Origin of the sequence: Mesorhizobium sp. Ca11, from assembly GCF_020165275.1 — a bacterium.
Classification (GTDB): domain Bacteria; phylum Pseudomonadota; class Alphaproteobacteria; order Rhizobiales; family Rhizobiaceae; genus Mesorhizobium.
This window is the reverse complement of sequence record NZ_JAIUHU010000011.1, coordinates 1-25,930: the sequence shown is the minus strand read 5'-3', so window position 1 is coordinate 25,930 and position 25,930 is coordinate 1. Positions and strand designations below refer to the sequence as shown.

The following is a 25,930-nucleotide window of genomic DNA, read 5'->3' as shown; positions in this document are numbered from 1 at the left end:
TTGCGGCTTTCAGCGGAAACCCGCGCCTGCGCGTTTCCCTATCATTCCCACTCGAACCACCGGAATGATGCCCGACGCTGCCAGTACATCCGTGGTCAGCGTCGATGTCATTCCAGGGGTTCGAACGGAACGAAATGTGCGCCGGACCGGCGCTGCACTCGTTTTCGAGAATTCGGTGGTGAATGGCGGGGCTCTGACACAAAGCCAACTCGACCAAATCAACGAGTTTTACCTATGCGCCTCATTTGAGTTCTAAACAAGGTCGAGACGCTTTTTATTTGTCCCTTGAAATAACAGACGCACGCCCGCAAAATTCAAGCCGGCAGAAAATTTCCCACAAGCGCGGATGAATTTCTGCGCGGCTCGAATTTATTTCATTCGAATTCTTGGCCATCGGCGAGAAATAATTCTGGCACTCCTATCTATCGAGTGCCAACCCGCCTATACAGAGGCAGCGGCCGCCCAATGCCGGCCACAGAAAGAAGTTCCCCATGAAATTCCGGCCACTCCACGACCGCGTCGTCGTTCGCCGCGCCGAAGGCGATACCAAATCCAAGGGCGGCATCATCATTCCCGACAATGTCAGGGAGAAACCGCAGGAAGGCGAAGTCATCGCCGTCGGCCCGGGAGCACGCGACGAAAGCGGCGCCTTGATCGTGCCCGATGTGAAAGCCGGCGACTTCATCCTGTTCGGCAAATGGTCCGGCACCGAGGTCAAGATCGATGGCGAGGACCTTCTAATCATGAAGGAAGCCGACATCATGGGCATCATCGACAAGAGCGAGACCGGCATTGTCGACAAGACAGTGGCCGTCAAGAACGCCGCCTGACCGGGCAGTCTTCACGGCAAACGGCGCACTCCAATTTTCGAACGGGATCAAGATCATGTCTGCCAAGGAAATCAAATTCTCCACCGACGCGCGCGACCGCATGCTGCGCGGCGTGGAGCTCCTGAACAACGCCGTCAAGGTGACGCTCGGCCCCAAGGGCCGCAACGTCATCATCGACAAGGCTTATGGCGCGCCGCGCATCACCAAGGACGGTGTGACGGTGGCCAAGGAAATCGAGCTTACCGACAAGTTCGAAAACATGGGCGCCCAGATGGTGCGCGAAGTGGCCTCGAAGACCAACGACCTTGCCGGGGACGGCACGACCACCGCCACCGTGCTGGCCGCCTCGATTCTGCGCGAAGGCGCCAAGCTGGTTGCTGCCGGCATGAACCCGATGGACCTCAAGCGCGGCATCGACCAGGCGGTCACCGCCGTGGTTGAGGAAATCAAGGCGCGGGCCAAGAAGGTCAAGTCGTCGGCCGAGATCGCGCAGGTCGGCACCATTGCCGCCAATGGCGATGCCAGCGTCGGTGAGATGATCGCCAAGGCCATGGACAAGGTCGGCAATGACGGCGTCATCACTGTCGAGGAAGCCAAGACCGCCGAGACCGAGCTCGACGTCGTCGAGGGCATGCAGTTCGACCGCGGCTATCTCAGCCCGTATTTCGTCACCAATGCCGACAAGATGCGCGTCGAACTGGAAGAGCCCTATGTGCTTATCCACGAAAAGAAGCTCGGCAACCTGCAGGTGATGCTGCCGATCCTCGAAGCGGTGGTACAGGGCGGTAGGCCGCTGCTGATCATCTCCGAGGACGTCGAAGGCGAGGCGCTGGCCACGCTGGTCGTCAACAAGCTGCGCGGCGGCCTCAAGGTCGCGGCCGTCAAGGCGCCGGGCTTCGGCGATCGCCGTAAGGCGATGCTGGAAGACATCGCCGTGCTCACCGCCGGCCAGATGATCTCGGAGGATCTCGGCATCAAGCTCGAAAACGTCACCATCGACATGCTCGGTCGTGCCAAGCGCGTGCTGATCGACAAGGACACCACCACGATCATCGACGGCGCCGGCGCCAAGGCCACCATCCAGGCGCGCGTCGCCCAGATCAGGGGTCAGATCGAGGAAACCACGTCCGACTACGACAAGGAAAAGCTGCAGGAGCGGCTGGCCAAGCTCTCCGGCGGCGTTGCGGTGATCCGCGTCGGCGGTGCTACGGAGTCGGAAGTCAAGGAAAAGAAGGACCGTATCGACGATGCGCTGAACGCCACGCGCGCGGCTGTCGAGGAAGGCATCGTGCCCGGCGGTGGTGTGGCGCTGCTGCGCGCCAGGTCGGCGCTCAGGGGCCTGACCAGCGCCAATGTCGATGTCACCGCAGGCATCTCGATCGTGCTCCGGGCGCTCGAAGCGCCGATGCGCCAGATCGCTGAGAATTCCGGCGTCGAAGGGTCGATCATCGTCGGCAAGCTTGCCGACAGCAAGGACCACAATCAGGGCTTTGACGCCCAGAACGAGGTATATGTCGACATGATCAAGGCAGGCATCGTCGATCCGGCAAAGGTGGTGCGCACGGCACTGCAGGATGCCGGCTCGATCGCAGCGCTTTTGATCACCGCCGAAGCCATGATCACCGACATTCCGGCCAAGGATGCCGCACCTTCACCTAGCGGCGGCGGCATGGGCGGAATGGGATACTGAGACCTTGGCGCCAGGAGACGGCCGTGCGTGAACCGACGCTACCCCCAGCGTTCGGCAGGCTTGGGGCCAAGTCGCCGGTCGCCATCGTGGCGGCTTCGGCCACATCCAGCAATATGACGAACCTGGCGGCCCGTATGCGAGAAGGTCTCTCGTCGCGCAGGGGCCTGGCTTTGAACCTCGCCGTGGTGCTGTGGACAGTACTTGTCCTGGCGGCGGTATTTTTCATTCTGCAAACCTGAACCGATCGGCGGCGGGCGAAAACGAAACGACGCGGAATATGGCAAACCGCCACGGGCTTCGTTTGGACCATCCGGACAGCTGGACCGTTTTCGACGTCTTCACCGGCCAGCCCGCCGAGTCCGATCAAAAGATCATGGCCGGCATCAATGCCGGCCAAGCGTACGAGATGGTAGCCGGCTGAGCGATCAAGACGCCAAGCGGCGGGAAGAGGCCGGCCGCTGACTAGGCCGCAACGCGGAACAGCACCGAGGCGAGGCCTACTATGCCGCTCGCGCGCACAATCGCAAATGGTGGGGTCCGATTTGGCAAGTGGCTGCGCGGCCTGTTTAGTGGTGGCAGGAACTAAGGTCGGTTACCGAACGGCAGCTATCTGCAGGGTCCGCTCCAGGACCGGACAGTCAGCAGTCGGCCCCCACTGGCACAGCTATAACACCTGATTTCGCCGCTTCAAGCACCGCGGGCGTATTGCGCTGGCGGCGCCCCCATGCACCGCGAGAAGGCTGAGCTGAAGGCACTCGTCGAGCCATATCCGGTCTTCGCCGCAATCTGCGCGATGCTATGCTGCCGCGCTCTAAGCATGTGCTTGGCCAGCGTCATCCTCCAGCTTTGCAGGTATTCCATCGGCGCCATGCCCACCACTCGGTTGAATCGCGTGAAGAAGGCCGAGCGGGACAGCCCCGCCTCACCTGCCAGCTCGGCGACGCTCCATGCGCGATCTGGCGCCGCGTGGATGGCGCGCAGCGGGCCGGTCAACCGATCGTCCGCCAGTCCGCGCAGCAGGCCTGGCGTGGCACTCGTCTCGGTCGCAGAACGCAGAGCTTCGATCAGTAGCACCTGCAGCAGATGTTCCAGAACCACGTCGCGTGCCGGGCGATCCGCTCTCGCCTCGTCCCGCACCAGTCGCGCCAGGTCGCCAAGACGCTGCTCCCCCCGCACCATGGCCATATCGGGAAGCAGCGACACCAGCAGCTCCGCATCCGGGGCGCCGAAGCTGCAATACCCGGTGAGCTGCTGCACCTCGACAGCGGCATTCTCTGGCCCGATCCGCACTGTTCCGTCCGGACGGATCAAAGGGCGGCTTTCCAGCCCAGGCGGCGGTTCGGGATCGGCGCTCGACATGGAAAAGCTCTGCACCGCCGGCACCAGCACGAAATCGCCTTGGCAAAGGTTCATCGGCGGCTTGCCGTCCACCTCGAGACGCGCCTGACCAGCAAGGAGCAGACAATAGTAGACCTGTCCAACCTCGGTCCGCCGTACGCGCCAGGGGCCGGAAGCGTCCACCAGCTTCGAAAAGGGCGCGCGCGGACGCAAAAGGGCGATCACTTCGGAAAGCGGATCTGACATTTCGGACTTTCGATAAACAATCACGGACATGCGATTATAGAAAGTTCGCTCCGCAAGGTCGATATCCAAGCATCCAACAACGGAGACACCCCATGAATACCGTGATGATCACCGGATGCTCCTCTGGCTTCGGGCTGGAGACCGCGCGCCACTTCATCGACAAGGGCTGGTCGGTCGTCGCCACGATGCGCAGCCCGCGCGAGGATGTCTTGCCCGCCTCCGATCGACTGCGCATCCTGCAACTCGACCTGACCGAGCGCGATGCGATCGGCCGCGCGGTCGAGGCAGCAGGTCCGATCGATGCGCTCGTAAACAATGCCGGCATCGGCTGGATGGGACCGCTGGAGGGCACGCCGGAAGAGATAATCCGCGAAATTTTTGAGACCAACACTTTCGGCACGATCGAGATGGTCCGCGCCGTGCTGCCGCAGTTCCGGCAACGCGGAGCGGGGACGATCGTCAATGTTTCCTCCAGCACAACGCTGAAGGCGCTGCCGCTGCTACCGATCTACACGGCCAGCAAGGCTGCGGTGAATGCCTTTACCGAATGCCTCGCGCTGGAGCTCGAACCCTTCGGCATCCGCACGCGGCTGGTCCTGCCCGGCCAAGCTCCAGGGACCCGTTTCGGGGCCAACGCACGCGGCAAGATGGCAAAAGCGGGGGGCATTCCCGAAGCCTATGGCCCCATTGCCAAGCAGGTCTTTGCCGCTCATGCGGCGGCGGCGAACACGAAGATCACCGAGCCGGCGGACGTGATTGCGGCCATTTGGCGGGCAGTGACCAAGCCGGACTGTCCGTTGCACCAGGCCGCAGGCGCCGATGCCATGGCTCTTGCCGCATGACGGCAGGAATGCTGGGGCTCCGGCACTTCGGGTCAGACGGAGGAACACTTTGCCGGTGTCGCGAATTTTCCGCTTCGCCGGCAGAACCTGTCTGAATGATGGGGTCTGCCCACATGCGGCAAAGGGCTGGATCGAGCCGTTTATCGTGTCCGATTCCAATGACAGCAAGGCGTCGTGAGCTGAATGGCTGATTTACCAATTGAACGCCAGAAACCTGCCGATCTGCTCACGGCCCCAAAGCAGTCGAAAGATCGCGCTAAAATCGCTAGTGACTAAGATTCGCCTGGGTTCCTGGAAGTTTTTCGAACTTTCTGGGTCGCGCCTCAGCCCGAATTGCGCGTGCTCATGGACAAGGTGGGACACTAGATTCGGTTTTTGAATAATTTGGGAGGCATCGACTTTCTGGCTCGTGTGCCTTGCTGAGGCCCAACCCCTTGCCTCCTTGGTGCTGATTGCAGCCGCTGATGGCGTTTTAGGAAAAGTGCTCCTCCAGATAGACGCGGAACTCCCGTTCGAACTGCTCTTGGAGGAGGGACCACATATGCGTCCGGCTGCGTGTTAAATAGACATGGCAGGGCACGTAGGGAACGAACGGCTTGATGGCAAGCGTTCCGCGCCAGCGTTCGCTGAGAACTTGTCGACGATAGAGACGCCAAGCCCCTCAGCCACGAGAAGCGCAAGCGGCGTTGCTGTAATGAGCGATTTACCCGGACGGGAGCTTGTCACGACTGGGGCTGAATTCGCAAGCGGTGGTAGGTCCCGCCCGCCGCTCATCAATTAGGGGACAATCTCAATACCCATTTTTGGTAAAACGGGCTTCCTTTCCCGGTATTCATCTATTTCTATATGAGGCATGTGTTCATGAAAGAGGTGCTCAAAAGCCTCGTTGTATTCGCGTTGAGCCTCCTCCAATGAAATCCCTCCAATGTCGGGGCGAATACCAGGCTGGTTCTTCATCGCTGCATCCACCGCATCACTGGCGGCCTTGGCAGCTCTCATTCCATCGAGCACGCCGATGTAATAGCTCGCGGCCGTCTCGTTGTTTAGCACGAGCGCCGGCAATTCGTGCGTCTCGTTAGGTGCGTTATAGCCATCCGTGAAACCCTTGGCCCACCAGTCAGCCGCGGTCGTTGGATTCGTTTTGGGGTCACCGTAAATAGTGATTTCAGGTAGCGTATTGACCAATCTTCCCTCCCATTAGTCGGTTGTCATCGTCACTTTGACAGTTGAGCCCTGCAACACATTGGCGCCAGGCAAAGGGGATTGGGCCTGCACAACGCCATAGTTGAACCAGCCGCTCGAAAACGGGGTAACGCTTCCGTCTTTAAATAGCTTGTAACTCGCGACAGAGTTCGCGAGCGCTAGTGTAAGGCCAGACTTCTCGCAGACGGCATTAGCTCCGAGAAAATCTAACCCAGTCAAATCAGGCACCTGTGAATAGCCTCGAGGAACGGTAGGAGTGAATTGGGCGCGGGTAAACACCGGAGGAACGTCAGGAGGATTTGCTACATACACAGCTGGTGGCTGCATTTCCCCCTTGGCGACTTTTATGGCGTGCGCCATCAGCTTGTTCAATGAAGCGCGATAATTTTCTCGCATTTGCGCCAATTCAGCTGTGGAAGGAAGATTGTCGAATATCAATTTACCGTCCTCGCTCATTGCGAGATCTACATCTGCGATAAATCGGAGAAGTCGCTTCTTCTGGCTATAGCAGTCATCCAGTACGCGCTTGAGGTCCTCAGTTTCCTCTTCCGTGGGGAAAATAATTGGAATCGTGTTGTAATTAGCGATTTCAGCTTCGAATCCAATCGGGTTGCTGCGTGCAATAGCAGGAAGTTGATCTAACTTGTCCAGCACCTTCGTTGCATCACTGCCCGTGAACTTTAGATCCTTTCCCACTCCACCTGCTTGGTACATGAACACCGAAACTGACGTTCGCCCTGAAGTCTCCTGAAGAGCTCGTTCGAATGTCGCCTTGAAATCAGCTGCGGTCACCAGACCATTGAAAGCAGCGTGCAAAGATGAGGAAATCTTGCTTTGGTGCTCTTCGCTAATTGAGTTGACACTGGAGACAACGTTGAATTCGCCGCCTGTGCGGAGCGCCCTGACGAACATGTTCCCGAAGGCTGTTCGGAACAATTTGTCACCGTCGGCCTGGTGCAGTATGGCTTCGGCTGCGGTAGTCAGTTTAAAGTCCTGACCGAGATACCAGGCATTCTGAACCTGGCAGCTGCCGGCTACGAACGTGGAATAAGAATTGACTGAGTTGCTGTTGGTGAAGTTGAATTTCGCATCGCCTGAAAATAGGCCGTAGCGAGCATCGACGGACGCAGAAATCCCTAAAGCTTCCACCAGGCTTTCTTGGGTAGAAACCTGATCGAATCTGCTTGTGACCGCTTGGCCCGATGTCGGGCCTGGAGGAGGCGGGCTCCAAGTTAGCGCTATTCCGATGCTTTCAGCGGTCTTGGAATTGTAACCTTGACCGATTTGTTGGCCGTCGAACGGTACTCGGATCACTTGGAGCATTGCATTTTCCTTGACGTGGGAAGTTCAAACGCGCCTAGACCTCGTGTGTCTCTGGTTATAGGAATGGCACACGCGCGAATGTGATGGCTTTCACAGTGGCAGCCACCGGTCGCCGAAAAATGGCTCCCCGGATCGGACGAAGCTGTGAACTATGAGCACGCTATTCCCCTCCAGGCTACGCCCACGCCTAAAAAGATGCGTAAGTGTGACCACGACCGAACTGAGGCGAGGTGCTTGGCTGGCGTTCCAATGCCGTCGCTAACAGAGCGGGCCGTAACTCTCGCGCTGGAGAAGGGCGAAGTCCGGACCAAAGAGTTTGCCGATATCGGCGTTCCTCGTCGCTACCTTGCGCGGATGTGCGACGAGGGCTTGCTCGTGAAAGTGGGCTATGGGCGTCGGGCCCGGAGGCAGCACTCGCACATTTTCTAGGTCTGGGTTGCTTCACTGCGTTTGCGCGCTGGTATCAACGGGCTTCTCATAAACCCTCACAGGCAAGAAAGGCGGATGTCGGCGAACCGTTCAGCAACGTCGCGGCGTCGGTCGTCATTGCGCTTGAACTGGACCTCGACGAGATCCTGGCGTTCGCAGGCGAGATGGTTGCTAAGAACCTGCCAGCTACGCGCCCCTCGCAAGCAACGGTGGATCGGACCTGGGTAGGCACCACCGTTCGTTTCCGCCCTTTTTCGGAGAGGGCGCGTGGGTGCGTCGCTCGTTTGCTGCGACCTCAGTGGCTTGGTCAGGTTGCGCCGGCGAAGCGATCGATCCTGAAATCGTCGAGTGGCGTTTCGCAGCGGCCGGTCGTGATCAGTTCGGCCATGGCCTCGCCGACGCCCGGGCCGAGTTGAAAACCGTGCCCGCAGAAACCGAAGGCATGGAACAAGCCCGGCGTCGTTGCCGACTGCCCCATGACCGGCAGCATGTCGCTCGTATAGCCCTCGCATCCGGACCATGTGCGGATGACCGCGACCTTTGCGATCGCCGGAAGCAGCCGCGCGACGGCGCGCAACTGTAACGGCAGGCGCCTGGGGTCGGCTCTTGCGTGGCCGGGTTCGAGATCCACCGGCACCCTTTCGGCCGCGCCGCCGAAGACGATGTTGCCCCGCTCGACCTGACGCAGGTAGGCCCCATAATCCTTGTCGCGTGTCCATATGCCGACCACCGGCAGGATCCGGTGCGGCAACGGCTCTGTCACGCCCATCTGCGGGCCGCGCGCTTCCAGTGGAACTTCTTCTCCGAATTGCGCAGCGACGCGGGCGCCCCAAGCGCCGGCGGTGTTGAGCAGGTACTCGGCGGCGAATGCGCCTTTTGAGCTAGCGATACGGAATCCGGCGTCGGTGTGGCTGATCTTATCGACCTTGGCATCCTCGACGATCTCGACCCCCAGCTTGTGGGCAGCCTCGGCAAAGGCCGGTGCGATGAGCCGGGGATTGCCGCTGCCGTCATGCGGCGAGAATGACGCAGAGATCGCCTCGGGACCGAGGCCGCGAAACCGGGAGCGGATTTCGCGCGGGCCAAGTTCCTCCAGCTCCAGTCCCCAGGGTCGCGCCGCCTGAGCATAGGCCCGCATGTCGGCAAGACTTCCCTCATCGAAAATCAGTCGGATGTGGCCGGTGGCGCGAAATTCGACGTCGCCGCCAAGCATTTTTTCGGCCTCGCCCCAGAGCTTGAGCGAGCGATGGGCAAGCGGCAACTGGGATAAATGGCGGCCCGTGCGCCTGATGTTACCGAACGAAGCGACGGTCGCCCCGGAGCCGATCCGGCGGCGCTCGATCAACGTCACGCGCGCGCCGCGCCTGGCGAGAAAATAGGCCGAAGCCGTCCCCATCAGTCCGCCGCCCAGCACGATCACATCCATAGTCATTCCTTAGCGAAGAGCAGCAGATCCTTGGATGCATCCATCTTGTCGGCGCCGCGGCATTGCGTCAAAGATGGGTTTGGACGGAAGTCATAAGCTCGCCCTATGGAGTTGGGATTTGCGGGCCCGGCAGCTCGAAGTGTTCATCGCCGTCATGCGCGCAAGCACCGTGACCGCCGCGGCGCGGATGCTGAACATCTCGCAGCCCGCGCTCAGCCAGATACTGCTTCATACCGAGGACGAGCTTGGCTTCACCCTGTTCGAACGGGTCAAAGGCCGGCTGCGGCCGACGCCTGAGGCGCTCGAGATCTTCGCCGATGCCGAGCGGCTGTCGGCGGGACTGGAAGGTTTGCGCCGCAAGACTACCGACCTGCGTCTCGGGCGGACCGGGCTGGTGCGGGTCGCGGCTTCGCCACCGCCGGCCATGGCGATATTGCCGCGCGCCTTCACCGCATTCCGGACGCAGCATCCGGACATTTTGCTGCGTTCCAACAGCGCGCCGATCGCCGCGATAGTCGACATGCTGCGCGCCGGCGATGCCAGCCTCGGCGTAGCCATGGACGACCGGCTGCCTCCCGATATCGAGGCGGAGGTGATCGGTAGCGTCGGCTTCGCCTGCCTGCTGCCTGCCGGGCATTCACTGCAGAAGAAAACGGAGCTGACGCTCGCCGACCTGGCCGGGGAGGAGCTGATATCCTATCGCGGCAATACCCGCCCCGCTGACGAACTGGCCCACGCTGCCCGCGCGCAAGGCGTGGCGCTTTCACCATCGCTAGAGATCGACGTCTCTATTTCCGCGATCGGTTTCGTCCAGGCCGGCCTGGGTATCGGCCTGGTCGACGCGCTGCTGCCCTGGCACCAGTTCGCCGGCCTTGCTGTCAGGCCATTGTCGGCCGGACCGGAATTTCCGATCGCGCTGCTCACGTCGCGTGCCCGGGCCCTGTCGCGCGCCGACGAGATGATGCGCGACGAAATCCGTACGGCCTGTTCCGCCGTTCTCGGTGAGCATCGCGCCAAGGCATAAGCAGGACTTATATCCTTCCCCCTCATCCATCTTGGACGTTGATCGTCCGCTCGTGCGAGTTTTGGTCGGCAGACAGGAAGGGACGCATCATGGACGGTGCCATCGCGGCGGACGAGGCGCAGAACGAAGCCGACTGGAAGGTCGGCGTCGATATCGGCGGAACATTCATTGACTTCTGCGCGCTGGAGACCCGTTCCGGCCGGGTCGCCTCGCTGAAGGTGCTGACGACGCCGGACGATCCGGGCGCCGAGCTGATGGCGGGCCTCGCCCTCCTGGCGGAACGTGAAGGCTTCGATCCCACCCATATGACGCGCTTCGTGCACGGCACGACCGTCGGCATCAATACCATCATCCAGCGCAAGGGCGCCCCGCTCGCGTTGTTCACCAATGCCGGCTTCGAGGACGTGATCGAGCTCGCGCGGCTGCGAATGCCGGACATGTATTCGCTGTTCTGCGCGCGGCCGGACCCGCTGATCTCGCGCGACATGGTGTTCGGCATTCCGGCCCGCATGCGTGCCGATGGCAGTGAAACTCAGGCACCTGACCTCGCCGTCGTCGAACGGGCGGTTGCGGCTGCGAAAGCAGGCGGAGCGCAAGGGATTATCGTGTCCTTCCTCCATGCCTGGCGCAACGCCGCGCAGGAAGCCTCGGTCAAGGCCGCGATCGCCCGTCTGGCACCGGACGTCTTCGTCTTCACCTCTGCCGAAGTGTGGCCGGTCATCCGCGAGTATGAACGCAGCTCGACTGCCATTCTCAATGGCTATGTCCATCCGCGCGTCTCGGGCTATCTGACAGCGCTGGAAGAGCGGCTGAGGAGCTGCGGTGTGCCGGCGCGCCCGATGCTGACGAAATCGAATGGCGGGCTGATGAACGCCGCCGAAGGCAAGCGCGCATGCGTGAACATGCTTTTGTCGGGAACGGCTTCCGGCGTCATCGGCGCCTCGTGGCTGGCGCGTCAGGCCGGCGAAGACAAGATCCTTACCCTAGACATCGGTGGGACGTCGGCCGACTTCGCGCTGATCATAGACGGCGAGGCGCAGTTCGGCACCGGCGAGCTGATCGGTGAATTCCCGCTCCACATTCCATCCGTGTCGGTGAGCTCGATCGGCGTGGGCGGCGGCTCGATAGCCAGTGTCGATGCGCAAGGCGTGCTGCGAGTCGGGCCGGAATCGGCCGGTTCGACACCGGGACCGGCATGCTACGGCCGCGGCGGCGAACGGGCGACGGTGACTGACGCCATGGTGGTGTGCGGATGGCTCGGCCACAGCGAGATGGCCTATGGCCAGCTCCGGATCGATACTGGATTGGCGCATCGCGCGGTCGGCGAGCTTGCCGCCCGGCTCGGCCGCACGATCGAGCAGACCGCGCAGGCAATCCTCGATATCGCGGTGTCGGAAATGTTCGTCGAGGTCGAGAAACTCGCCTCGCGCGCTGGTGTCGACCTGCGCGATTTCACGCTGATGCCATTCGGCGGCGGCGGCCCGATGCTCGGCTCTTTCCTTGCCCGCGAACTCGGCATGAAACGAGTGGTGGCGCCGCGCCGCCCCGGCGTGGTCTCGGCACTCGGGGGGTTGGTGGCGGATCTGCGCGGCGATTTTATCCGCACGATCTTCAGCCCGCTGTCCTCAGCGTCGCTTCCCGCCATCCGGGAGGCCTTCGAAGCGCTTGCGGGTGAGGGGCGTCATTGGCTCGCAGAGCAGGGGCATGACGCGGCCGCGGAACTCAACCTCTTCTGCGACATGCGCTATGTCGGGCAGAGCTATGAGATCGAAGTCGTCCTTTCGCCGCAATGGCTGGCGGATGGCGATATGGCCGCCATCGTGCAGGCTTTTCACCTCACCCATCAGCAGCTCTACGATTTTCACGATCCAGATGGCGATATCGAGCTTGTGAACATCCGGCTGTCCGCCATAGGCGCAGGGCCGAAGCTTTCCTCCCTGCAAATCGATGAGGTTGATGCCCGAGCCAATCCGGCGCGCCGGCTCCCGGTCTATACGGGCCTCGGCGTCGAGACCGTCGACCTTCACGACCGGCAGACCCTCATGCCTGGCAGCACGTTCCATGGGCCTGCCGTGGTCGTTCAGGAAGACACCACGTTTGCGATCCCCGCGGGGACGCAGGCACGGGTCGACCGCCATCTCAACCTTCTGCTGACGTTCCCGGAGTGACGCCATGTTTGACCGGACAAACCTGCAGGTTCTGGCGAACCATGCCCGCGCGGCGGCCGAGAATATGGCCCACACGCTGCACCGCACCGCGCACTCCGCCTTCGTCAAGGAGACGCAGGATTTCACGGTGATGCTGATGGATAGTGGGGGCGCGACTTTCGCCGTGCCGATGGAACTCGGCGCCACCTGGTATCCGGGGCTTTCGTATCATCGGGCTATCGCGATGGTCAGCGACTACCGACCGGGCGATGTTGCGTTCACCAACGATCCCTATTCCGGCCACGTCGCCACGCATGCGCCCGACACGCATCTGTGGAAGCCGGTTTTCGTCGACGACGAGATCGTCGCCTGGACCGGCGGGCACATCCACAACACCGACATGGGCGGGGCGGTGCCTGCTTCGCTCAGCCGGGCGCTGACCGAAATCCATCAGGAAGGCATCCGCTTCCCGCCAATGAAGCTGGTGAGGGAGGGCGTCTTCGACGAGACCATCCTGCGCATCATGAGCACCAATGTGCGCAAGCCAGACCTCAACATCGGCGACATCAAAGCGCTGGTCGGCGCACTCAAAACCGGCGAGCGCAAGATCCAGGCGATGGTGAGGAAGTTCGGCAAAGCCGGTTTCATCGAAGGCGTTGCCGCTCTTCTCGATCACGCGGAGGCGCAGGCGCGCGACGTGCTGCACGCCATGCCCGACGGCACATGGGAATTCGCCGACTATGCCGACGAGGATTCGGTCGAAGCCAATCCCTGCCGGCTGAAGCTGAGGCTGACGATCAAGGGCGACGAGGCGGTGCTCGACTTCACCGGCTCCGACCCGCAGCTCGGCTCATCTCTCAACGTACCCTCGGGCGGCGACCCGCGTCACACCATGCTGCTGGTGGGCGCCTATTACGTGCTCTATACGCTCAACCCGAAGCTCCTGCTCAACACGGGCCTCACCCGGCCCTTCACCTGCATCACGCCGCAGGGTTCGGTGCTGAACCCGGTCCATCCCGCGGCCGTCGGCATGCGCTCGCTCACCTGCGCCCGGCTGCGCTCTGTCATTTTCGGCGCCTTCTCGCAGGCGGTGCCGGAGCGACTGCCCGCGGCGCCGGCCGGCAACAATTGCATCGTCAACGTCATGACCGTCGATGAGCGCACCAGCCGCAGCGTGATCGCTGCGGTGAACCCCGTGGTGGGCGGCGGCGGGGCGATGCCGCATCGCGATGGGACAAATGGATCGGGCGCCGATGCCGCCTATCTGAAGAACACGCCGATCGAGATCACCGAGACCGAGACGCCGGTCGAGTTCGTCAGATACGGGCTCGCCAGGGACAGCGGCGGCGCCGGCCGCTGGCGCGGAGGGTTGGCGACCGAGATGGCCTTCCGGGTCTTCGCTCCCGACTCCAGGATCACGGCGCGCAATCGCGACCGCAGCTTTTTCCGTCCCTGGGGCGTGCTGGGGGGCAAGGCGGCTGGCCTCTCCGACATGGTCGTCAATCCGGGAACTTCGCACGAAAGGCGGCTCGGCAATGTCGACACGGCGGTCCTGCAACCGGGCGACGTGCTGGAGATCCGCTCCGCCGGCGGCGGCGGCCGTGGTGATCCGCATCAGCGCGAGCCCTGGCGGGTGGCACAGGACGTGCGGCGCGGCTACGTCTCGCCGGCCGCGGCCGAGCGCGACTATGGTGTGGTCATTCGTGACGGCGCGGTCGACGAGGAGGCGACGGAGCAGCAGCGCGCGCGGCGCAAGCCCCCTGTCGGCCATTTCCATTTCGGCCCCGAGCGCGACGGCTACGAAGCGCAGTGGACACCGGCGGCCTATGACCGGCTCCAGGCCTTCCTGGACGCCTTGCCGATCCACTGGCGGTTCTTCGCCAAGACCGAGATCTTCCGTCGCATGAAGGGACGCGCTGGGCCGGAAGGCGTTCAGGCGGCCTTCGATGCGGTCTGCGAGCGTTTCCCCGAACTGCCGCGTCCTCGTCCGGTACAGGAGGCTGCGGAATGATCACGGCCGGCCGCATCGTCCGGCTGGCGGAGCGCGACCGGGCAGAGGTGCATTTCCTTCTCGACGGTGAGAGGCGCGGCGCGCTCGCGGGCGACACCGTGCTGACCGCCATGCTGGCGTCCGGACACGCCTTGCGGAACTCCGAGTTCGGATCGGAGCCGCGCGCCGGCTTCTGCCTGATGGGAGCCTGCCAGGATTGCTGGGTTTGGCAAGTGGAGGGACCGCGCCTGCGCGCGTGCACAACCCTGATCGCCGAGGGGATGCGACTGCGCACGACGCCGCCGGAGAACTGGCCGTGAGCGATGTTGCCTCGCCGCGCATCGTGATCGTGGGCGCAGGCCCTGCCGGTATCAGGGCTGCGGCGACGCTGGTCGATGCTGGCTTGCATCCGATTGTGATCGACGAGGGGCAGCGCGCAGGCGGCCAGATCTATCGCCGCCCGCCGGCCGGGTTTACCCGCACGCCGGAAGAGCTCTATGGATCGGAGGCGGCCAAGGCCCGCGCGCTGCATTCGCTCTTCGACCGCCTGGCCGAAGAGCGGCGGCTCATCCATTGCGCCGGCACCTCGGTCATCGCCGCGCATGAGGGGCGGCTGCATGTGCTGGGGGAGGGCGGCGTGCAGGTGATCGGCTACGACCGCCTGATCCTTGCCACCGGCGCGTCCGACCGCGTCGCCCCCGTTCCAGGCTGGCAGAACGCCGGCGTCTACAGCCTGGGTGCTGCGCAGATCGCACTCAAGGCGCAGGGCGTGGCGCTCGGGCGACGGATCGTCCTTATGGGATCGGGGCCTTTGCTGACCCTGGTTGGTGCCCAACTCGTCAAGGCTGGCGCGGATGTGGTGGCGGTGCTCGACACCTCCCCATGGCGCCAGCAACTGCGAGGCCTGTGGGATCTTGCCGCTCGGCCAGCCGTCGCGTTGCGCGGTTTGGTTATGCGGGCGCGGCTTGGTGGCCGCTACCATGCGGGCGTGACGCTCGAACGGATCGAGGCCGACGGGTCGGGCGTGGTGGCGGTTCGCTGGCGCGACGCCGGCGGAAGGGAGCGCGTCACCTCATGCGACATGATCGGCATGGGCTGGCATGTGCGGGCGGAGACGCATCTAGTCGAGATCGCCGGATGCGCGTTCACCTATGACGAGCAGTGGCGGCAATGGTTGCCGAAGATCGACGAGATGGGGCGGGCCGGCAACGGCGTCTACCTTGCAGGCGATGGGGCTCGCCTGCTTGGGGCGGACGGCGCGGAAATCGCCGGCAGGCTCGCCGCGGTCGCATGCCTGTCCGATCTCGGAATTCCGGCGCCCGCCACCAGCGCCGAGCTGCTCAAGCTTAAGCGCCTCAAGCGCTTTGCGCGCGGTCTGGCCATCGCCTTTCCCTGGCCGAAGGAGATGGCCCGGGCACTCCCCGACGATGCGATCGTCTGCCGCTGCGAGAACGTGACAGCAGGAAGCATTCGCGCGAGCGTGGAGCATGGCGGCGGCGAGGCCAACCGAGTGAAATCGCTGTCGCGCGTCGGCATGGGCCGCTGCCAGGGACGCTATTGCCTGCCGGCCGCCGTCGAAGTCATCACGGCGCAGGCCGGATGCGCGCCAAAGGATGTCGGCCGGTTTCGCGGACAGGCGCCTGTGCGGCCCGCGCCTGTCGGCGCTTTTCTCCAGGAGGGCTGATGCGAGCGCGAAAGTCGTGGCGAGCCTTAGAAATCGGCGACCTTACCCCAGGACGAAGCATCGAAGCGCCGCGGATCGTAGGATTTCGGGTCGACAATCGGCTCCGAGCCGGTGACGAGATCGGCCACCAGGTGTCCGGCGCCGGATCCTATGCCGAAGCCGTGTCCCGAAAATCCGGCAGCCAGGAAGAAGCCTGGAACGGCATCAATCTCGCCGATCGCGGGCACGCCGTCCGGCGTGCTGTCGATATAGCCGGCCCAGGCCGCGCTGATCCTTGTCTGGCGCAGCGCCGGCAACAGCTCGAGCGCGCGGGCGTGGGTCAGGCGGATGGTCGCCTTGTCCGGGACCGGATCGAGAATGCGCATGCGCTCCATCGGCGTCGGTTGGTCGAGCCGCCAAAGCTTGAGCGTTTCGTGCCCACAACGCACACCCTGCAGGCCGCCGGGCGCAAGGCTGCGCCACCGCTTCAGGAACATCGGCACGAAGTGCGACGAGAAGCGCAGCTGCTGCGGCGTGACATCAACGCGTCCCCGACCGCTTATGGCGAGGGTATAGCCGCCGTCGCCGCGGTGCGTGACCGAGATGCGCGCCGTGTGCAGCGCGTCCGGCAGGCCCTCCGCCCCGGGCGAGACGGACAGGATCGAGGAGCGGATCGATGCCTGTGGGAAGCGGAAGCCGAGCTGACGGCAAAAGGAGGAGGCCCAGGCGCCGCCGGCCAGGACCGCCACCTTCGTGCGGATCGTCCCGCTTTCCGTGACGATCCCGCTCAATCGCCCGCCTTCGGTCTCGATGCCGCGCGCTGCGCAATTCTGGTGCACCGTGCTTCCGAGCTTCAGGATGGCGCGGGCGACCGCTGGCGCGGCTCGCGATGGATCAGCGGTGCCGTCGCTCGGCGAGAAGACGCCGCCCTTCCATGGTCGGCCTGTTGCGCGGCCCCGCTCACTGGCCTCGGCGCCGTCGAGCATAAGCGTGGTGACGCCGGCCGTTCTGGCGAAGTCGCGCCAGCGCGCCCACCTGGCCAGTTCCGCCTCCTCATTGCTGAGGTAGAGCAGGCCGCAGCGGCGAAAGCCGGTGTCCTCCCCGCTGTCCGCCACGAAACGCTCCCACAGATCGAGACTGCGTGTCGCCATCGGCAGTTCACGGGCGTCGCGGTTCTGCTGGCGGCACCAGCCCCAGTTGCGGCAGGACTGCTCGGCGCCGATGCGCCCCTTTTCGACGAGCACGACCTTCATGCCGCGCCGCGCCAGGTAGTAGGCCGCAAAGACGCCGACGATGCCGCCGCCGATGACCACCGCGTCCGCGGATTGCGGCAGTTCGCTCGAAGTCTGAATTTGCTGCAGCGGCGCGCGCATGATTATCTCCGCCATGGGGCTTCAATCTACCGCGCTGCGCAGGCATGCGCTGCTGCAGTTGAGAGCGAGGCAGAATTTTATTCCGGCAGTCCGGTTGAATTCGGAAGCCGATGCGCTTCAATGCGGTGTCCGATCCGATGGACAGGCCGTTGGGCTGTGCTAGTGTCGCTGGGTATTGGCAGCACGGCATTTTGTGCTGTGGCATGCGTTCCGTGGAGACGGCCATGAAGCTGGATCGGATCGACATCAAGATCCTGCACGAACTGCAGAAGAACGGGCGCATCACCAATGTCGAACTGGCCGAGCTGGTGCATCTGTCGCCGAGCCCATGCCTGATGCGGGTGAAAAAGCTCCAGTCGGAAGGCTACATCGAGGGCTATTCCGCACAGGTCAATATCGGCAAGCTCGGCCAGACGCTGACGGTGTTCACTGAGATCACATTGAAGAACCATCGCCAGGTCGACTTCGCCCGCTTTCTCGCCGTGGTGGAGAAGATCGACCAGGTCATAGAATGCCACCTTGTCTCGGGCGGCTACGATTACCTGATGAAATTCATGACCGCCGGCATCAGCGAGTATCAGACGATCATGGAACGGCTGACCGACATGGATATCGGCATCGACAAGTATTTCAGCTTCGTTGTCCTGAAGTCGCCGATCGTCAAGGCACACATGCCGCTGCCCAGCCTGTTCCCGATGTAGTCGGCTATGGCCGCGCCCTGACTGCGGTTGTCGCAGGTCCCTTACAGTGTGTCCGGCCCCAACAGAGGATGCAGCCTCTCCAGTTCGGCCTGCATCTCGGCAATCATCCAGGCAGCGATGTCGGACACGATCGGTCGCAGCGGTCGTGAGGGTGGCGCAACCAGCTGATGGGTCCGGCCCGTGTTGATCTGCCTGTCGGATGCCCGAACGAGCGTCCCCTGAAGCAACGCCGTTGAAACATTGCTGAGCCAGCCGAGCGCCACGCCTTGGCCGTTCATGGCTCCCTGAAGGACGACCGCATAGTCCGAGAACTCCAGCCACTTTGCCCGGCTTGTCTTGCGGTCCGCCACGCTGCCCCAGGCATCCTGCCACTGCTGCTTAGCATCGGTCAGATGAAGCAGGACATGACCTTCCCCGTTTCCTGCATGCACTAACTGGCCGTGGGTCGACAGATAGGACGGGCTGCACACCGGCACGATGATTTCCGGACAGAATGGCCAGTGGTGATAATGCGTATCGTCGTCGGCCAGGAATCGCGTGGCAAGGTCGACGTTCTCGGCCGGGCCTCGCAGGACGCCCGCGATCAGTTCGAACCTCAGGTCGACGTTGGGGAACCTCGTGTCGAACGCCCCCAACCTCGGAACGAACCAATGGGTTGCGAGAGAGCTCGAAAGAGAAAGGGTGACGACCGGCCTCGCGTCGCTGTTCTTCCTGATCGTGCCGATCACGCCCTCGATCCCTTCAAATGCCCCGCTTACGGCCGCATAGAGGGCGCGCGCCTCCGCGGTCGGGGCCAAACCCGCTGGACCTCGTGCGAAAAGACCGACGCCAAGATGGGCCTCCAGCTGGGCGATGCTGCGGCTGATCGACGGCTGCGTGACGTTGAACTCGCGCGCGGCCGCCGTGAAGCTGCCCGTCCGGACGGCAGCTTCGAAGACAAGCAGTCCGCGCGCGGACGGAACGAGTTTTGCAAAACCGGCCATGCGTGCAGCGTATAGCTGCCCAAAGTATTTTCAAGCTTACCGCCGCGCTGCAAATGGCGAACTATAACCCTCGCGAATGGGCGGGACCAGACATGAGCGTAGCGGCAACTCGAGCAGGCACAGCATCCAGCGATCCCCTGCTTCAGCCCTTTCGGCTGAAGGGCCTGATGCTGCGCAACCGCATCGTCAGCACCAGCCATGCCTCGATGCTCGACGAAGGCGGCCTGCCGCTCGAACGCTATCGGCGTTACCATGAGGAGAAAGCGCGGGGCGGCCTTGCGATGACGATGGTGGGCGGCTCGGCGATGACGTCGCCCGATTCGAGCTGGGGCGGCGGTCAGCTGGATCTTTCGAGCGATCGCATCGTACCCCATCTTCAGTCGCTGTCGCACCGCATTCATCGCCACGGCGCGGCCGTGATGTGCCAGGTCTCGCATCTGGGCCGGCGCGCCACTGCCTATGCCGGAAACTGGCTGCCGCCGGTGGCGCCGTCGCGCGTTCGCGAGATGCGAAACCGCAATTTTCCGAAAGAGATGGATGGCGCCGACATCGACAGGATCGTCAAGGATTACGCGAGTGCCGCCAGGCGCTGCGTCGAGGGCGGTCTGGATGGCGTCGAAACCGTCACCGGGGGCCATCTGATCGGCCAATTCCTGTCCCGCCGAACCAACAGGCGTACCGATGCCTTCGGCGGCTCCCTGGAGAACCGGGCGCGCTTCGGCCTGATGGTCCACGAGGCGATCCGTCATGCGGTGGGTAACGACTTCGCCGTCGGCATCCGTTTCGTTATCGACGAGGCGGCGGACGACGGATCAAATTTCGAGGAGTGTCTTGCCTTCGCCAAGCTGTTCGAGCGGGAAGGCCATATCGATTTCTTCAACTGCATCGTCGGCCGCATGGACACCGATCTGGCGTTGGCCGAACAGAACATGCCTGGCATGTTCACCAGGAGCGCGCCGTTTCTGCCCTTGGTCGGACAGTTCAAACGGGAGACCAGACTGCCCGTCATCCATGCAGCCGGCATCAGGGATGTCGCCACGGCCAGGCATGCGATCCGCGAGAACCTGATCGATCTGGTTGGCATGACGCGGGCGCACATCGCGGACCCAAATATCGTCAACAAGGTGATGCGGGGAGAGGAAGAGCGCATTCGCCCGTGCGTCGGCGCATCCTACTGCCTGTACAAGAAGGTGCAGTGTATCCATAACCCGGCCAGCGGCCACGAAACGATCGTCGGGCATGTTATTGACCGGGCCGAAACATTGAAGCGGGTGGTCGTGGTCGGCGGCGGTCCTGGCGGGATGGAGGCGGCAAGGATTGCAGCCGAGCGCGGGCACAAGGTGACCCTGCTCGAGGCCGGAGCGCGGCTTGGCGGGCAGGTGCTCGTTGCCGCCTCTGCCCATCACCGCAAGGACCTCATCGGCATCGTCGACTGGCGTGTCGACGAGCTGGCTCGCCTTGGGGTCGCAGTCCGTCTCAACACCTATGCGGATGCCGAGCTCGTCCTTGCCGAAAAGCCGGACGCCGTCATCGTTGCCACCGGAGGCATTCCTGACATGCAATGGCTGGATGGCGCTGAACACTGCGACAGCGTCTGGGACGTTCTGACCGGAGTCGTGCCAGCCAAGGAGGATGTGCTGATCTACGACGAGACCGGACGTCAGGCCGCCATCTCCTGTGCCCTCCACTTGGCGCGTCAGGGGCGCGTGGTCAGCTTGGCCATGACGGATGACACCCTGGCGATCGAGACGCCTTATCCGGACAGAGTGAGTTTTCGCAAACTTGCCTCGGAGCTCGGCGTCCGCGTTGCCGGCGATCTGCGCCTGGTCAAGGTCGCGCGCCAAGGCGACGCGATCGCCGCCATGTTCCGGCACGAACTCACCGGCGCAGAAACGGAAATGACCGCGGCGCAACTCATCATCGAGCGCGGCACGGTGCCCGTCGAAGAGACCTTCCAGGAATTGCGCGGCCGCGCCGCCAACGACGGCGTCACCGATCTTGCCCTCATGATGGGAGCAAGCACAGAGCAAGCTGATGGCACGCAGGCCGCTGGATCGTTCGTCCTGCACCGCATTGGCGACGCCGTTGCCAGCCGGGATGTCTACTCGTCGATCTATGAGGCCTACCGGCTCTGCTCGCGATTGTAGCGTCGCGAGAGGCGCTCATGAAGCGCGTGACCGAGATGGATGCCGGCACCGGCAAGCGTTTCAGCTTCGTGGTGCTGAAGCGCTTGCGTCGTCAAGAAGCATATGCCTTGCTCAGCCTGTTTGCGATGTGAGGCGCGATCCTTTGCCTAGACTAGCGGTGGCCGTACTGGCTGACCAGTTCGGGGTCGCGGACGAGCCCGTCGAGCCACGTCGGATCGAGCTTCGGCACCGAGGAGAACAGAAGCTTGGAATAGGGGTGGGCGGGCGCTTTCAGCCCGTCGGGTGAGATCTGCTCCACCCGCTCGCCATTGTACATGACCATGATCTCGTCGCAGATCGCCTCGACGACCGAGAGGTCGTGGCTGATGAAGATATAGGAAAGCCCAAGCTCGCGCTGCAGCTCCTTGAGCAGCTCGATGACCGCGGCTGCCACCACCGTGTCGAGCGCAGAGGTGATTTCATCGCAGATGATGAGCTTGGGATCGGCTGCCAGCGCGCGTGCAAAGTTCACCCGCTGCTTCTGGCCGCCCGAGAGCTCCGACGGACGACGATAGCGCAGCGCTCTCGGCAGCCGCACCATGTCGAGCAGTTCATCGACGCGCTTCGAGCGTGCCTGCCTGTTCATCGCGTGGTAGAAGGCCAGCGGGCGGGAGATGATGTCTTCGATCGGCTTGGCCGGATTGAGCGCGGTATCGGCATACTGGAACACGATCTGCATCTCGCGCAGTTGGTCCTGGCTGCGTTTGCTTGCGGCGCGCTCCAGTTGCTTGCCGTCGAAGACGATATCGCCGGCCGCTGCCGGATGGATGCCGGCGATGACGCGCGCGAGCGTCGATTTTCCGCAACCGGATTCGCCGATGACGCCGAGGTTGCGGCCTTTCTCGACGACCAGGCTGACGGCATTGACAGCCCGGATAAGTGGCAGTCCATCGTCTCGCACCGCGCCATAGCCGGCCGTCACATTGTCGATGCGCAGCAACGGCTTCGCGCCGGCATCTGCGTCCGCGTGCGCTTGCCGCCGCTTCGGCTCGAAGGCCGCGAGCAATTCGCGCGTGTAGGGGTGGCGGGCCGCAGAAAGGATTTCGGTGGTGCTGCCGGCCTCCTGCACTTCGCCGCCCTTGAGCACTACGATGTGATCGGCGATCTGGGCGACGACGGCGAGGTCGTGTGAAACATACACACCTGCTATCCCGCCAGCCCGCATCACCGACTTGAACGCCTTCAGCACGTCTATCTGCGTCGTCACATCGAGGGCCGTCGTCGGCTCGTCGAAGATGACCAGCTTGGGATCGCCGATAAGCGCCATGGCCGCCGATAGCCGCTGCAACTGGCCGCCGGAAACCTGGTGCGGATAACGGGCGCCGATCCCTTCCGAATCCGGCAACGACAAAGCCCTGAACAGCTCGACAGCGCGCTTTCGCGCCTTCTCGGGGGGCATCAGCCTGTGGATGCGCGTGACCTCGATCACCTGCTCCATGATGGTCGCCGAGGGATTGAACGAGGCGGCGGCACTTTGTGGAACATAGGCAATGTCGGTGCCCCGCAGCCTGGCTCGCTGCTTTTCGGAAAGTGCGGCCATGTTCTTGCCGTTCACATTGATCTCGCCGCCGGTTATCCGGCAGCCGGGGCGTGCGTGCCCCATGAGTGAGAGCGCCACCGTCGTCTTGCCGGAGCCGCTCTCGCCGATCAGCGCGAGGATCTCGCCGTCGGCGATGTCGAGGCTGACGCCCTTGATGATTTCGACGATCCGTCCGGAATCGGTCTTCGCCTCGATCCTCAGGTTCCTCACCTCGACGAGATTGGTCATGCGTCCCTGTCCCTGATCTTCTGCGGCAGGTTGTCGATCAGCAGGTTGACGCTGATGGTGAGGCTGGCAATCGCCAGCGAAGGTACGATGACTGCCGGCGCCGCGAACGGCAGGCCGCCGATATTCTCACGCACCAGCGCGCCCCAGTCCGCCAGAGGCGGCTGCAGCCCGAGCCCGAGAAAAGACAGGCCGGAAAGCAGGAGCACGATGAAGACGAAGCGCAGGCCGAAATCGGCGAGCACCGGGCGGATAATGTTGGGAAGGACCTCCGAGCCGATGAGGTAGGCGGTGCTTTCGCCGCGCACGCGGGCGACGGTCATGAAGTCCATGGTGTTGATGTTGACGGCAAGCGCGCGGGCAAAACGGTAGGCGCCAGGGATATAGATCACCGCGAGCGTCAGGATCAGCACCGGGATCGACGAGCCGACCGCGGCAACGACGACGAGCCCGAACAGCTTGCTGGGGATGGAGTTCATGGCGTCGAGGAAGCGGCTGAGGCAGGTGTCGAACCACCCGCCGGTGACGGCCGCGACCATGCCGAGCACGACACCTGAAAAGCAGGCGATGAAGACGGCGGCAAGCGATATGCCCACGGTGTAGCGCGCGCCCATCAGCACCCGCGAGAGCATGTCGCGGCCGAGATAGTCCGAGCCCAGCCACAGGCCTTGGCGCATCGGGCCGAAATAGTCGTCATCGACGATGTCGCCGATCGAATGCGGGATGATGTAGGGCGCGAAGATGGCGATCAGCGTCCACGCCAGGATAACCAGCGAAGCCACGACGCCGACAACATTGTAGCTGTGGCCGAGCAGGGATCGTCGGGAGGCTGCAGCGCGTGCCATCGTCATCTCAGCCTCGGGTTGGACATGATGGCCACGATGTCCGCGGCCGTGATGAGCAGCAGATAGCCGAGGCAGAAGATCATCGCGCAGCTCTGGATCAGCGGCAGGTCGCGTGTCGCGACGGCATCGACCATCAGCTTGGCGATGCCAGGATAGTTGAAGATTGTCTCAACGATGATGACGCCGCCGACCAGATAGGACAGCGACAGCGCAACCGCGTTGACGATCGGGCCGAGCGCATTGGGAAGCGCGTGCTTCAGCACCATGCGGCCGCGCGAGGCGCCCTTGAGCAGCGCCATCTCGGCGTAGGGCGTGGAGAGCGTTTCAATCACCGCGGCCCGCGTCATGCGTACCATCTGGGCGGAGATGACGAAGGTGAGCGTGATCACCGGCATCGCATAGATGCGCACCAGGTCGGTCAGCGAATGCGCCTCGTTGACCGAGGACAACGCCGGCAGCCATTTTAGATAGACCGCGAAGAGCAGGACCGCCAGCGTCGCGACCATGAACTCCGGCACCGAGATCACCCCGATCGAAAGCACGGTGACAGCGCGGTCATAGAGCGAGCCGCGCAGCATCGCGGCGGTAATGCCGAGCGTCAGCGCCAGCGGAACCGACAACAGCGTTGTGATGGCGGCTAGCTTCATGGTGTTGACCAGACGGCCGCCGATCAGCGCTGCCACCGGCATGTTGTTGGCATAGGACGTGCCGAGGTCGCCATGGAGCAGGCCGAGAAGCCAGCGCAGGAAGCGCAGGATCGCCGGATCGTTGAGGTGCATGGCCTCGCGCAGGCCGGCGACCGCCTCCGGCGTCGCCGCCTGGCCCAGCAGGATCGACGCGGTGTCGCCAGGCAGCATGCTGGTGGCGAAAAACACGGCGAAGAGCACGATCAGAAGCGTGACGAGCGCGATCCCAAGCCGCTTCACCACGAGGTTCAAAACCCCAGACGTCATGGAGGCTCCTGCGGTTGCGTTCGGCCGAAATATTGCTCGACGCGGTGCCGGAGGCCGGCTGACCGGCCCCCGGCAGGCGCCTCTCAGGCTTCGAGCCAGAGATACTCGGCCATTGCGTAGCCCATCATGCCACCAAGCGGGTTCGCTTCCAAACCCTTCACCTTGCTGGAGAGGGCATCGACGTTCGAGATATAGGCCGGGATGATGGTTCCCGCCTCCTCGGACACCATGGTCTGCATCTGGTCGTAGATCTCCTTGCGCTTGGCCTGGTCGAGGGAGCCGCGCGCCTCGACAAGCATCTTGTCGAACTTCTCCGACTTGTACTGGCTTTCGTTCCAGGGCGCATTCGATGCGTATAGCAGCGAAAACAGGATGTCCGGGGTCGGGCGCGGATTGATATTGCCGAAATGGACCGGCGCCTTGAGCCAGTAATTGTCCCAGTACCCGTCGGAGGGGACGCGCTGGACATCGAGCTTCATGCCGATATCCGCCCCGGCCGCCTGGATGATCACGGCCATGTCGATCGAGGAGGTGGCAGCGTCGGAGGCAATCACCGGGATGGACTGGCCGAGCACGCCTGCCTTCTGGAAGTGGAACTTCGCCTTGTCCGGATCGAAAGCCTTCGGCTTGAGGCCGGCGTTGTGGAAGATGTTCGCCGGCGAGACCGGCTGGTCGTTGCCGATCTCTCCAAGGCCGCGCAATGCCGATTTGACGATCTGCTCGCGGTTGACGAGATATTTCATGCCGGCCACGAAGTCGGCCTTGCTGCCGGGGTCCATATCGAGCCGAATGTTGAGGTCGGTGTAGTTGCCCGAGGTCGTCTTCGACAATTCGAAACCCTGCTGGCCGCTGATGAGCTTCATCGCGCGCGGATTGATCGAGGCGGCGAAGCCGATATCGCCCGACAGAAGCGCGTTGACGCGCGCGCTGTCGTCGCTGATGGCGATGAACTCGAAGGAATCGAGATAAGGCT

The 25,930-nt window shown here is 63.2% G+C and carries 23 protein-coding genes; 13 read left to right on the top strand and 10 right to left on the bottom strand.

The features are described 5' to 3' along the window. Positions 1–491 precede the first annotated feature (491 nt). The 4 genes from LB538_RS19615 to LB538_RS19600 are packed head-to-tail and all read left to right on the top strand — an operon-like array spanning position 492 to position 2,941. The gene (locus tag LB538_RS19615) at positions 492–830 is read left to right on the top strand and encodes a co-chaperone GroES (protein WP_224528441.1); all 339 of its coding nucleotides are present in this window, start codon (positions 492–494) and stop codon (positions 828–830) included. 55 nt (positions 831–885) lie between these two features. After that, positions 886–2,520: a chaperonin GroEL gene (groL, locus tag LB538_RS19610; protein WP_224528438.1), complete on the top strand. Its 1,635-nt coding sequence runs from the start codon at positions 886–888 to the stop codon at positions 2,518–2,520. Positions 2,521–2,543: 23 nt separating this feature from the next. Next, a complete protein-coding gene (locus LB538_RS19605) occupies positions 2,544–2,759 on the top strand; it encodes a hypothetical protein (RefSeq protein WP_224528435.1) in 216 nt (71 codons plus the stop codon). Positions 2,760–2,797: 38 nt separating this feature from the next. Beyond that, positions 2,798–2,941: a hypothetical protein gene (locus LB538_RS19600; protein WP_224528431.1), complete on the top strand. Its 144-nt coding sequence runs from the start codon at positions 2,798–2,800 to the stop codon at positions 2,939–2,941. Between the two features lie 266 nt (positions 2,942–3,207). Here LB538_RS19600 and LB538_RS19595 read toward each other — a convergent pair whose 3' ends face one another. Continuing rightward, positions 3,208–4,173, bottom strand: coding sequence for an AraC family transcriptional regulator (locus LB538_RS19595; RefSeq protein WP_318011878.1), 966 nt, complete (start codon positions 4,171–4,173; stop codon positions 3,208–3,210). Between the two features lie 23 nt (positions 4,174–4,196). On the opposite strand from LB538_RS19595, the gene LB538_RS19590 reads away from it, so the two are divergent. Then, positions 4,197–4,946, top strand: a complete 750-nt coding sequence (locus tag LB538_RS19590; RefSeq protein ID WP_224528419.1) for an SDR family oxidoreductase — start codon at positions 4,197–4,199, stop codon at positions 4,944–4,946. 777 nt (positions 4,947–5,723) lie between these two features. Here the strand turns inward: LB538_RS19590 and LB538_RS19585 are convergent. Further along, the gene (locus LB538_RS19585; protein ID WP_224528418.1) at positions 5,724–6,131 is read right to left on the bottom strand and encodes a hypothetical protein; all 408 of its coding nucleotides are present in this window, start codon (positions 6,129–6,131) and stop codon (positions 5,724–5,726) included. Between the two features lie 12 nt (positions 6,132–6,143). Continuing rightward, positions 6,144–7,472, bottom strand: coding sequence for a PASTA domain-containing protein (locus LB538_RS19580; RefSeq protein WP_224528414.1), 1,329 nt, complete (start codon positions 7,470–7,472; stop codon positions 6,144–6,146). Positions 7,473–7,667: 195 nt separating this feature from the next. Here LB538_RS19580 and LB538_RS29360 point away from each other — a divergent pair, with 195 nt between their 5' ends. Further along, positions 7,668–7,901 carry a type IV toxin-antitoxin system AbiEi family antitoxin domain-containing protein gene (locus tag LB538_RS29360; protein ID WP_411909042.1) on the top strand — a complete coding sequence of 78 codons (234 nt, stop codon included), beginning with the start codon at positions 7,668–7,670 and terminating at the stop codon, positions 7,899–7,901. Positions 7,902–8,208: 307 nt separating this feature from the next. On the opposite strand, the gene LB538_RS19575 is transcribed toward LB538_RS29360, so the two are convergent. Further along, positions 8,209–9,327 carry an NAD(P)/FAD-dependent oxidoreductase gene (locus LB538_RS19575; protein ID WP_224528412.1) on the bottom strand — a complete coding sequence of 373 codons (1,119 nt, stop codon included), beginning with the start codon at positions 9,325–9,327 and terminating at the stop codon, positions 8,209–8,211. A 118-nt stretch (positions 9,328–9,445) separates the two neighbouring features. On the opposite strand from LB538_RS19575, the gene LB538_RS19570 reads away from it, so the two are divergent. The 5 genes from LB538_RS19570 (at position 9,446) to LB538_RS19550 (ending at position 16,172) form a co-directional block, all read left to right on the top strand. Beyond that, on the top strand, positions 9,446–10,351 hold the full coding sequence (locus tag LB538_RS19570; RefSeq protein ID WP_224685851.1) for a LysR family transcriptional regulator: 906 nt from the start codon (positions 9,446–9,448) through the stop codon (positions 10,349–10,351). A gap of 89 nt (positions 10,352–10,440) precedes the next feature. Then, on the top strand, positions 10,441–12,519 hold the full coding sequence (locus LB538_RS19565; protein WP_224532793.1) for a hydantoinase/oxoprolinase family protein: 2,079 nt from the start codon (positions 10,441–10,443) through the stop codon (positions 12,517–12,519). Positions 12,520–12,523: 4 nt separating this feature from the next. After that, positions 12,524–14,509: a hydantoinase B/oxoprolinase family protein gene (locus LB538_RS19560; protein WP_224532792.1), complete on the top strand. Its 1,986-nt coding sequence runs from the start codon at positions 12,524–12,526 to the stop codon at positions 14,507–14,509. Further along, on the top strand, positions 14,506–14,808 hold the full coding sequence (locus tag LB538_RS19555; RefSeq protein WP_224532791.1) for a (2Fe-2S)-binding protein: 303 nt from the start codon (positions 14,506–14,508) through the stop codon (positions 14,806–14,808). The genes LB538_RS19560 and LB538_RS19555 overlap by 4 nt, the downstream gene beginning before the upstream one ends. Further along, entirely contained in the window at positions 14,805–16,172 is a 1,368-nt protein-coding gene (locus LB538_RS19550; RefSeq protein ID WP_224532787.1) for an NAD(P)/FAD-dependent oxidoreductase, read from the top strand. The genes LB538_RS19555 and LB538_RS19550 overlap by 4 nt, the downstream gene beginning before the upstream one ends. Positions 16,173–16,198: 26 nt before the next feature. Here LB538_RS19550 and LB538_RS19545 read toward each other — a convergent pair whose 3' ends face one another. Then, positions 16,199–17,524: an NAD(P)/FAD-dependent oxidoreductase gene (locus LB538_RS19545; RefSeq protein WP_224551823.1), complete on the bottom strand. Its 1,326-nt coding sequence runs from the start codon at positions 17,522–17,524 to the stop codon at positions 16,199–16,201. Between the two features lie 224 nt (positions 17,525–17,748). Here LB538_RS19545 and LB538_RS19540 point away from each other — a divergent pair, with 224 nt between their 5' ends. Beyond that, entirely contained in the window at positions 17,749–18,225 is a 477-nt protein-coding gene (locus LB538_RS19540; RefSeq protein WP_140541160.1) for an Lrp/AsnC family transcriptional regulator, read from the top strand. 41 nt (positions 18,226–18,266) lie between these two features. Here LB538_RS19540 and LB538_RS19535 read toward each other — a convergent pair whose 3' ends face one another. Further along, positions 18,267–19,208: a LysR substrate-binding domain-containing protein gene (locus LB538_RS19535; protein ID WP_224532783.1), complete on the bottom strand. Its 942-nt coding sequence runs from the start codon at positions 19,206–19,208 to the stop codon at positions 18,267–18,269. A gap of 92 nt (positions 19,209–19,300) precedes the next feature. Here LB538_RS19535 and LB538_RS19530 point away from each other — a divergent pair, with 92 nt between their 5' ends. Continuing rightward, positions 19,301–21,355, top strand: a complete 2,055-nt coding sequence (locus tag LB538_RS19530) for an FAD-dependent oxidoreductase (RefSeq protein ID WP_224532782.1) — start codon at positions 19,301–19,303, stop codon at positions 21,353–21,355. Between the two features lie 151 nt (positions 21,356–21,506). Here LB538_RS19530 and LB538_RS19525 read toward each other — a convergent pair whose 3' ends face one another. The 4 genes from LB538_RS19525 to LB538_RS19510 form a co-directional block, all read right to left on the bottom strand. After that, positions 21,507–23,162 carry an ABC transporter ATP-binding protein gene (locus LB538_RS19525; RefSeq protein ID WP_224532780.1) on the bottom strand — a complete coding sequence of 552 codons (1,656 nt, stop codon included), beginning with the start codon at positions 23,160–23,162 and terminating at the stop codon, positions 21,507–21,509. Further along, entirely contained in the window at positions 23,159–24,010 is an 852-nt protein-coding gene (locus LB538_RS19520; protein ID WP_224560642.1) for an ABC transporter permease, read from the bottom strand. The genes LB538_RS19525 and LB538_RS19520 overlap by 4 nt, the downstream gene beginning before the upstream one ends. Then, positions 24,007–24,957: an ABC transporter permease gene (locus LB538_RS19515; protein WP_140541155.1), complete on the bottom strand. Its 951-nt coding sequence runs from the start codon at positions 24,955–24,957 to the stop codon at positions 24,007–24,009. Before LB538_RS19515 ends, LB538_RS19520 begins: the two co-directional genes overlap by 4 nt. 83 nt (positions 24,958–25,040) lie before the next feature. Next, positions 25,041–25,930: ABC transporter substrate-binding protein (locus LB538_RS19510; RefSeq protein WP_224685849.1), on the bottom strand; the 890-nt coding region annotated here is incomplete at its 5' end.

What these genes read in the sequence shown, in the direction of transcription:
- LB538_RS19515 (WP_140541155.1), bottom strand. Translation starts at nt 24,957, where the DNA reads ATGACGTCTGGGGTTTTGAACCTCGTGGTGAAGCGGCTTGGGATCGCG.
- LB538_RS19590 (WP_224528419.1), top strand. Translation starts at nt 4,197, where the DNA reads ATGAATACCGTGATGATCACCGGATGCTCCTCTGGCTTCGGGCTGGAG.
- LB538_RS19535 (WP_224532783.1), bottom strand. Translation starts at nt 19,208, where the DNA reads ATGGCCGGTTTTGCAAAACTCGTTCCGTCCGCGCGCGGACTGCTTGTC.
- LB538_RS19565 (WP_224532793.1), top strand. Translation starts at nt 10,441, where the DNA reads ATGGACGGTGCCATCGCGGCGGACGAGGCGCAGAACGAAGCCGACTGG.
- groL (WP_224528438.1), top strand. Translation starts at nt 886, where the DNA reads ATGTCTGCCAAGGAAATCAAATTCTCCACCGACGCGCGCGACCGCATG.
- LB538_RS19575 (WP_224528412.1), bottom strand. Translation starts at nt 9,327, where the DNA reads ATGGATGTGATCGTGCTGGGCGGCGGACTGATGGGGACGGCTTCGGCC.
- LB538_RS19525 (WP_224532780.1), bottom strand. Translation starts at nt 23,162, where the DNA reads ATGACCAATCTCGTCGAGGTGAGGAACCTGAGGATCGAGGCGAAGACC.
- LB538_RS19600 (WP_224528431.1), top strand. Translation starts at nt 2,798, where the DNA reads ATGGCAAACCGCCACGGGCTTCGTTTGGACCATCCGGACAGCTGGACC.
- LB538_RS19540 (WP_140541160.1), top strand. Translation starts at nt 17,749, where the DNA reads ATGAAGCTGGATCGGATCGACATCAAGATCCTGCACGAACTGCAGAAG.
- LB538_RS19530 (WP_224532782.1), top strand. Translation starts at nt 19,301, where the DNA reads ATGAGCGTAGCGGCAACTCGAGCAGGCACAGCATCCAGCGATCCCCTG.
- LB538_RS19615 (WP_224528441.1), top strand. Translation starts at nt 492, where the DNA reads ATGAAATTCCGGCCACTCCACGACCGCGTCGTCGTTCGCCGCGCCGAA.
- LB538_RS19555 (WP_224532791.1), top strand. Translation starts at nt 14,506, where the DNA reads ATGATCACGGCCGGCCGCATCGTCCGGCTGGCGGAGCGCGACCGGGCA.
- LB538_RS19560 (WP_224532792.1), top strand. Translation starts at nt 12,524, where the DNA reads ATGTTTGACCGGACAAACCTGCAGGTTCTGGCGAACCATGCCCGCGCG.
- LB538_RS29360 (WP_411909042.1), top strand. Translation starts at nt 7,668, where the DNA reads ATGCGTAAGTGTGACCACGACCGAACTGAGGCGAGGTGCTTGGCTGGC.
- LB538_RS19545 (WP_224551823.1), bottom strand. Translation starts at nt 17,524, where the DNA reads ATGCGCGCGCCGCTGCAGCAAATTCAGACTTCGAGCGAACTGCCGCAA.
- LB538_RS19520 (WP_224560642.1), bottom strand. Translation starts at nt 24,010, where the DNA reads ATGACGATGGCACGCGCTGCAGCCTCCCGACGATCCCTGCTCGGCCAC.
- LB538_RS19580 (WP_224528414.1), bottom strand. Translation starts at nt 7,472, where the DNA reads ATGCTCCAAGTGATCCGAGTACCGTTCGACGGCCAACAAATCGGTCAA.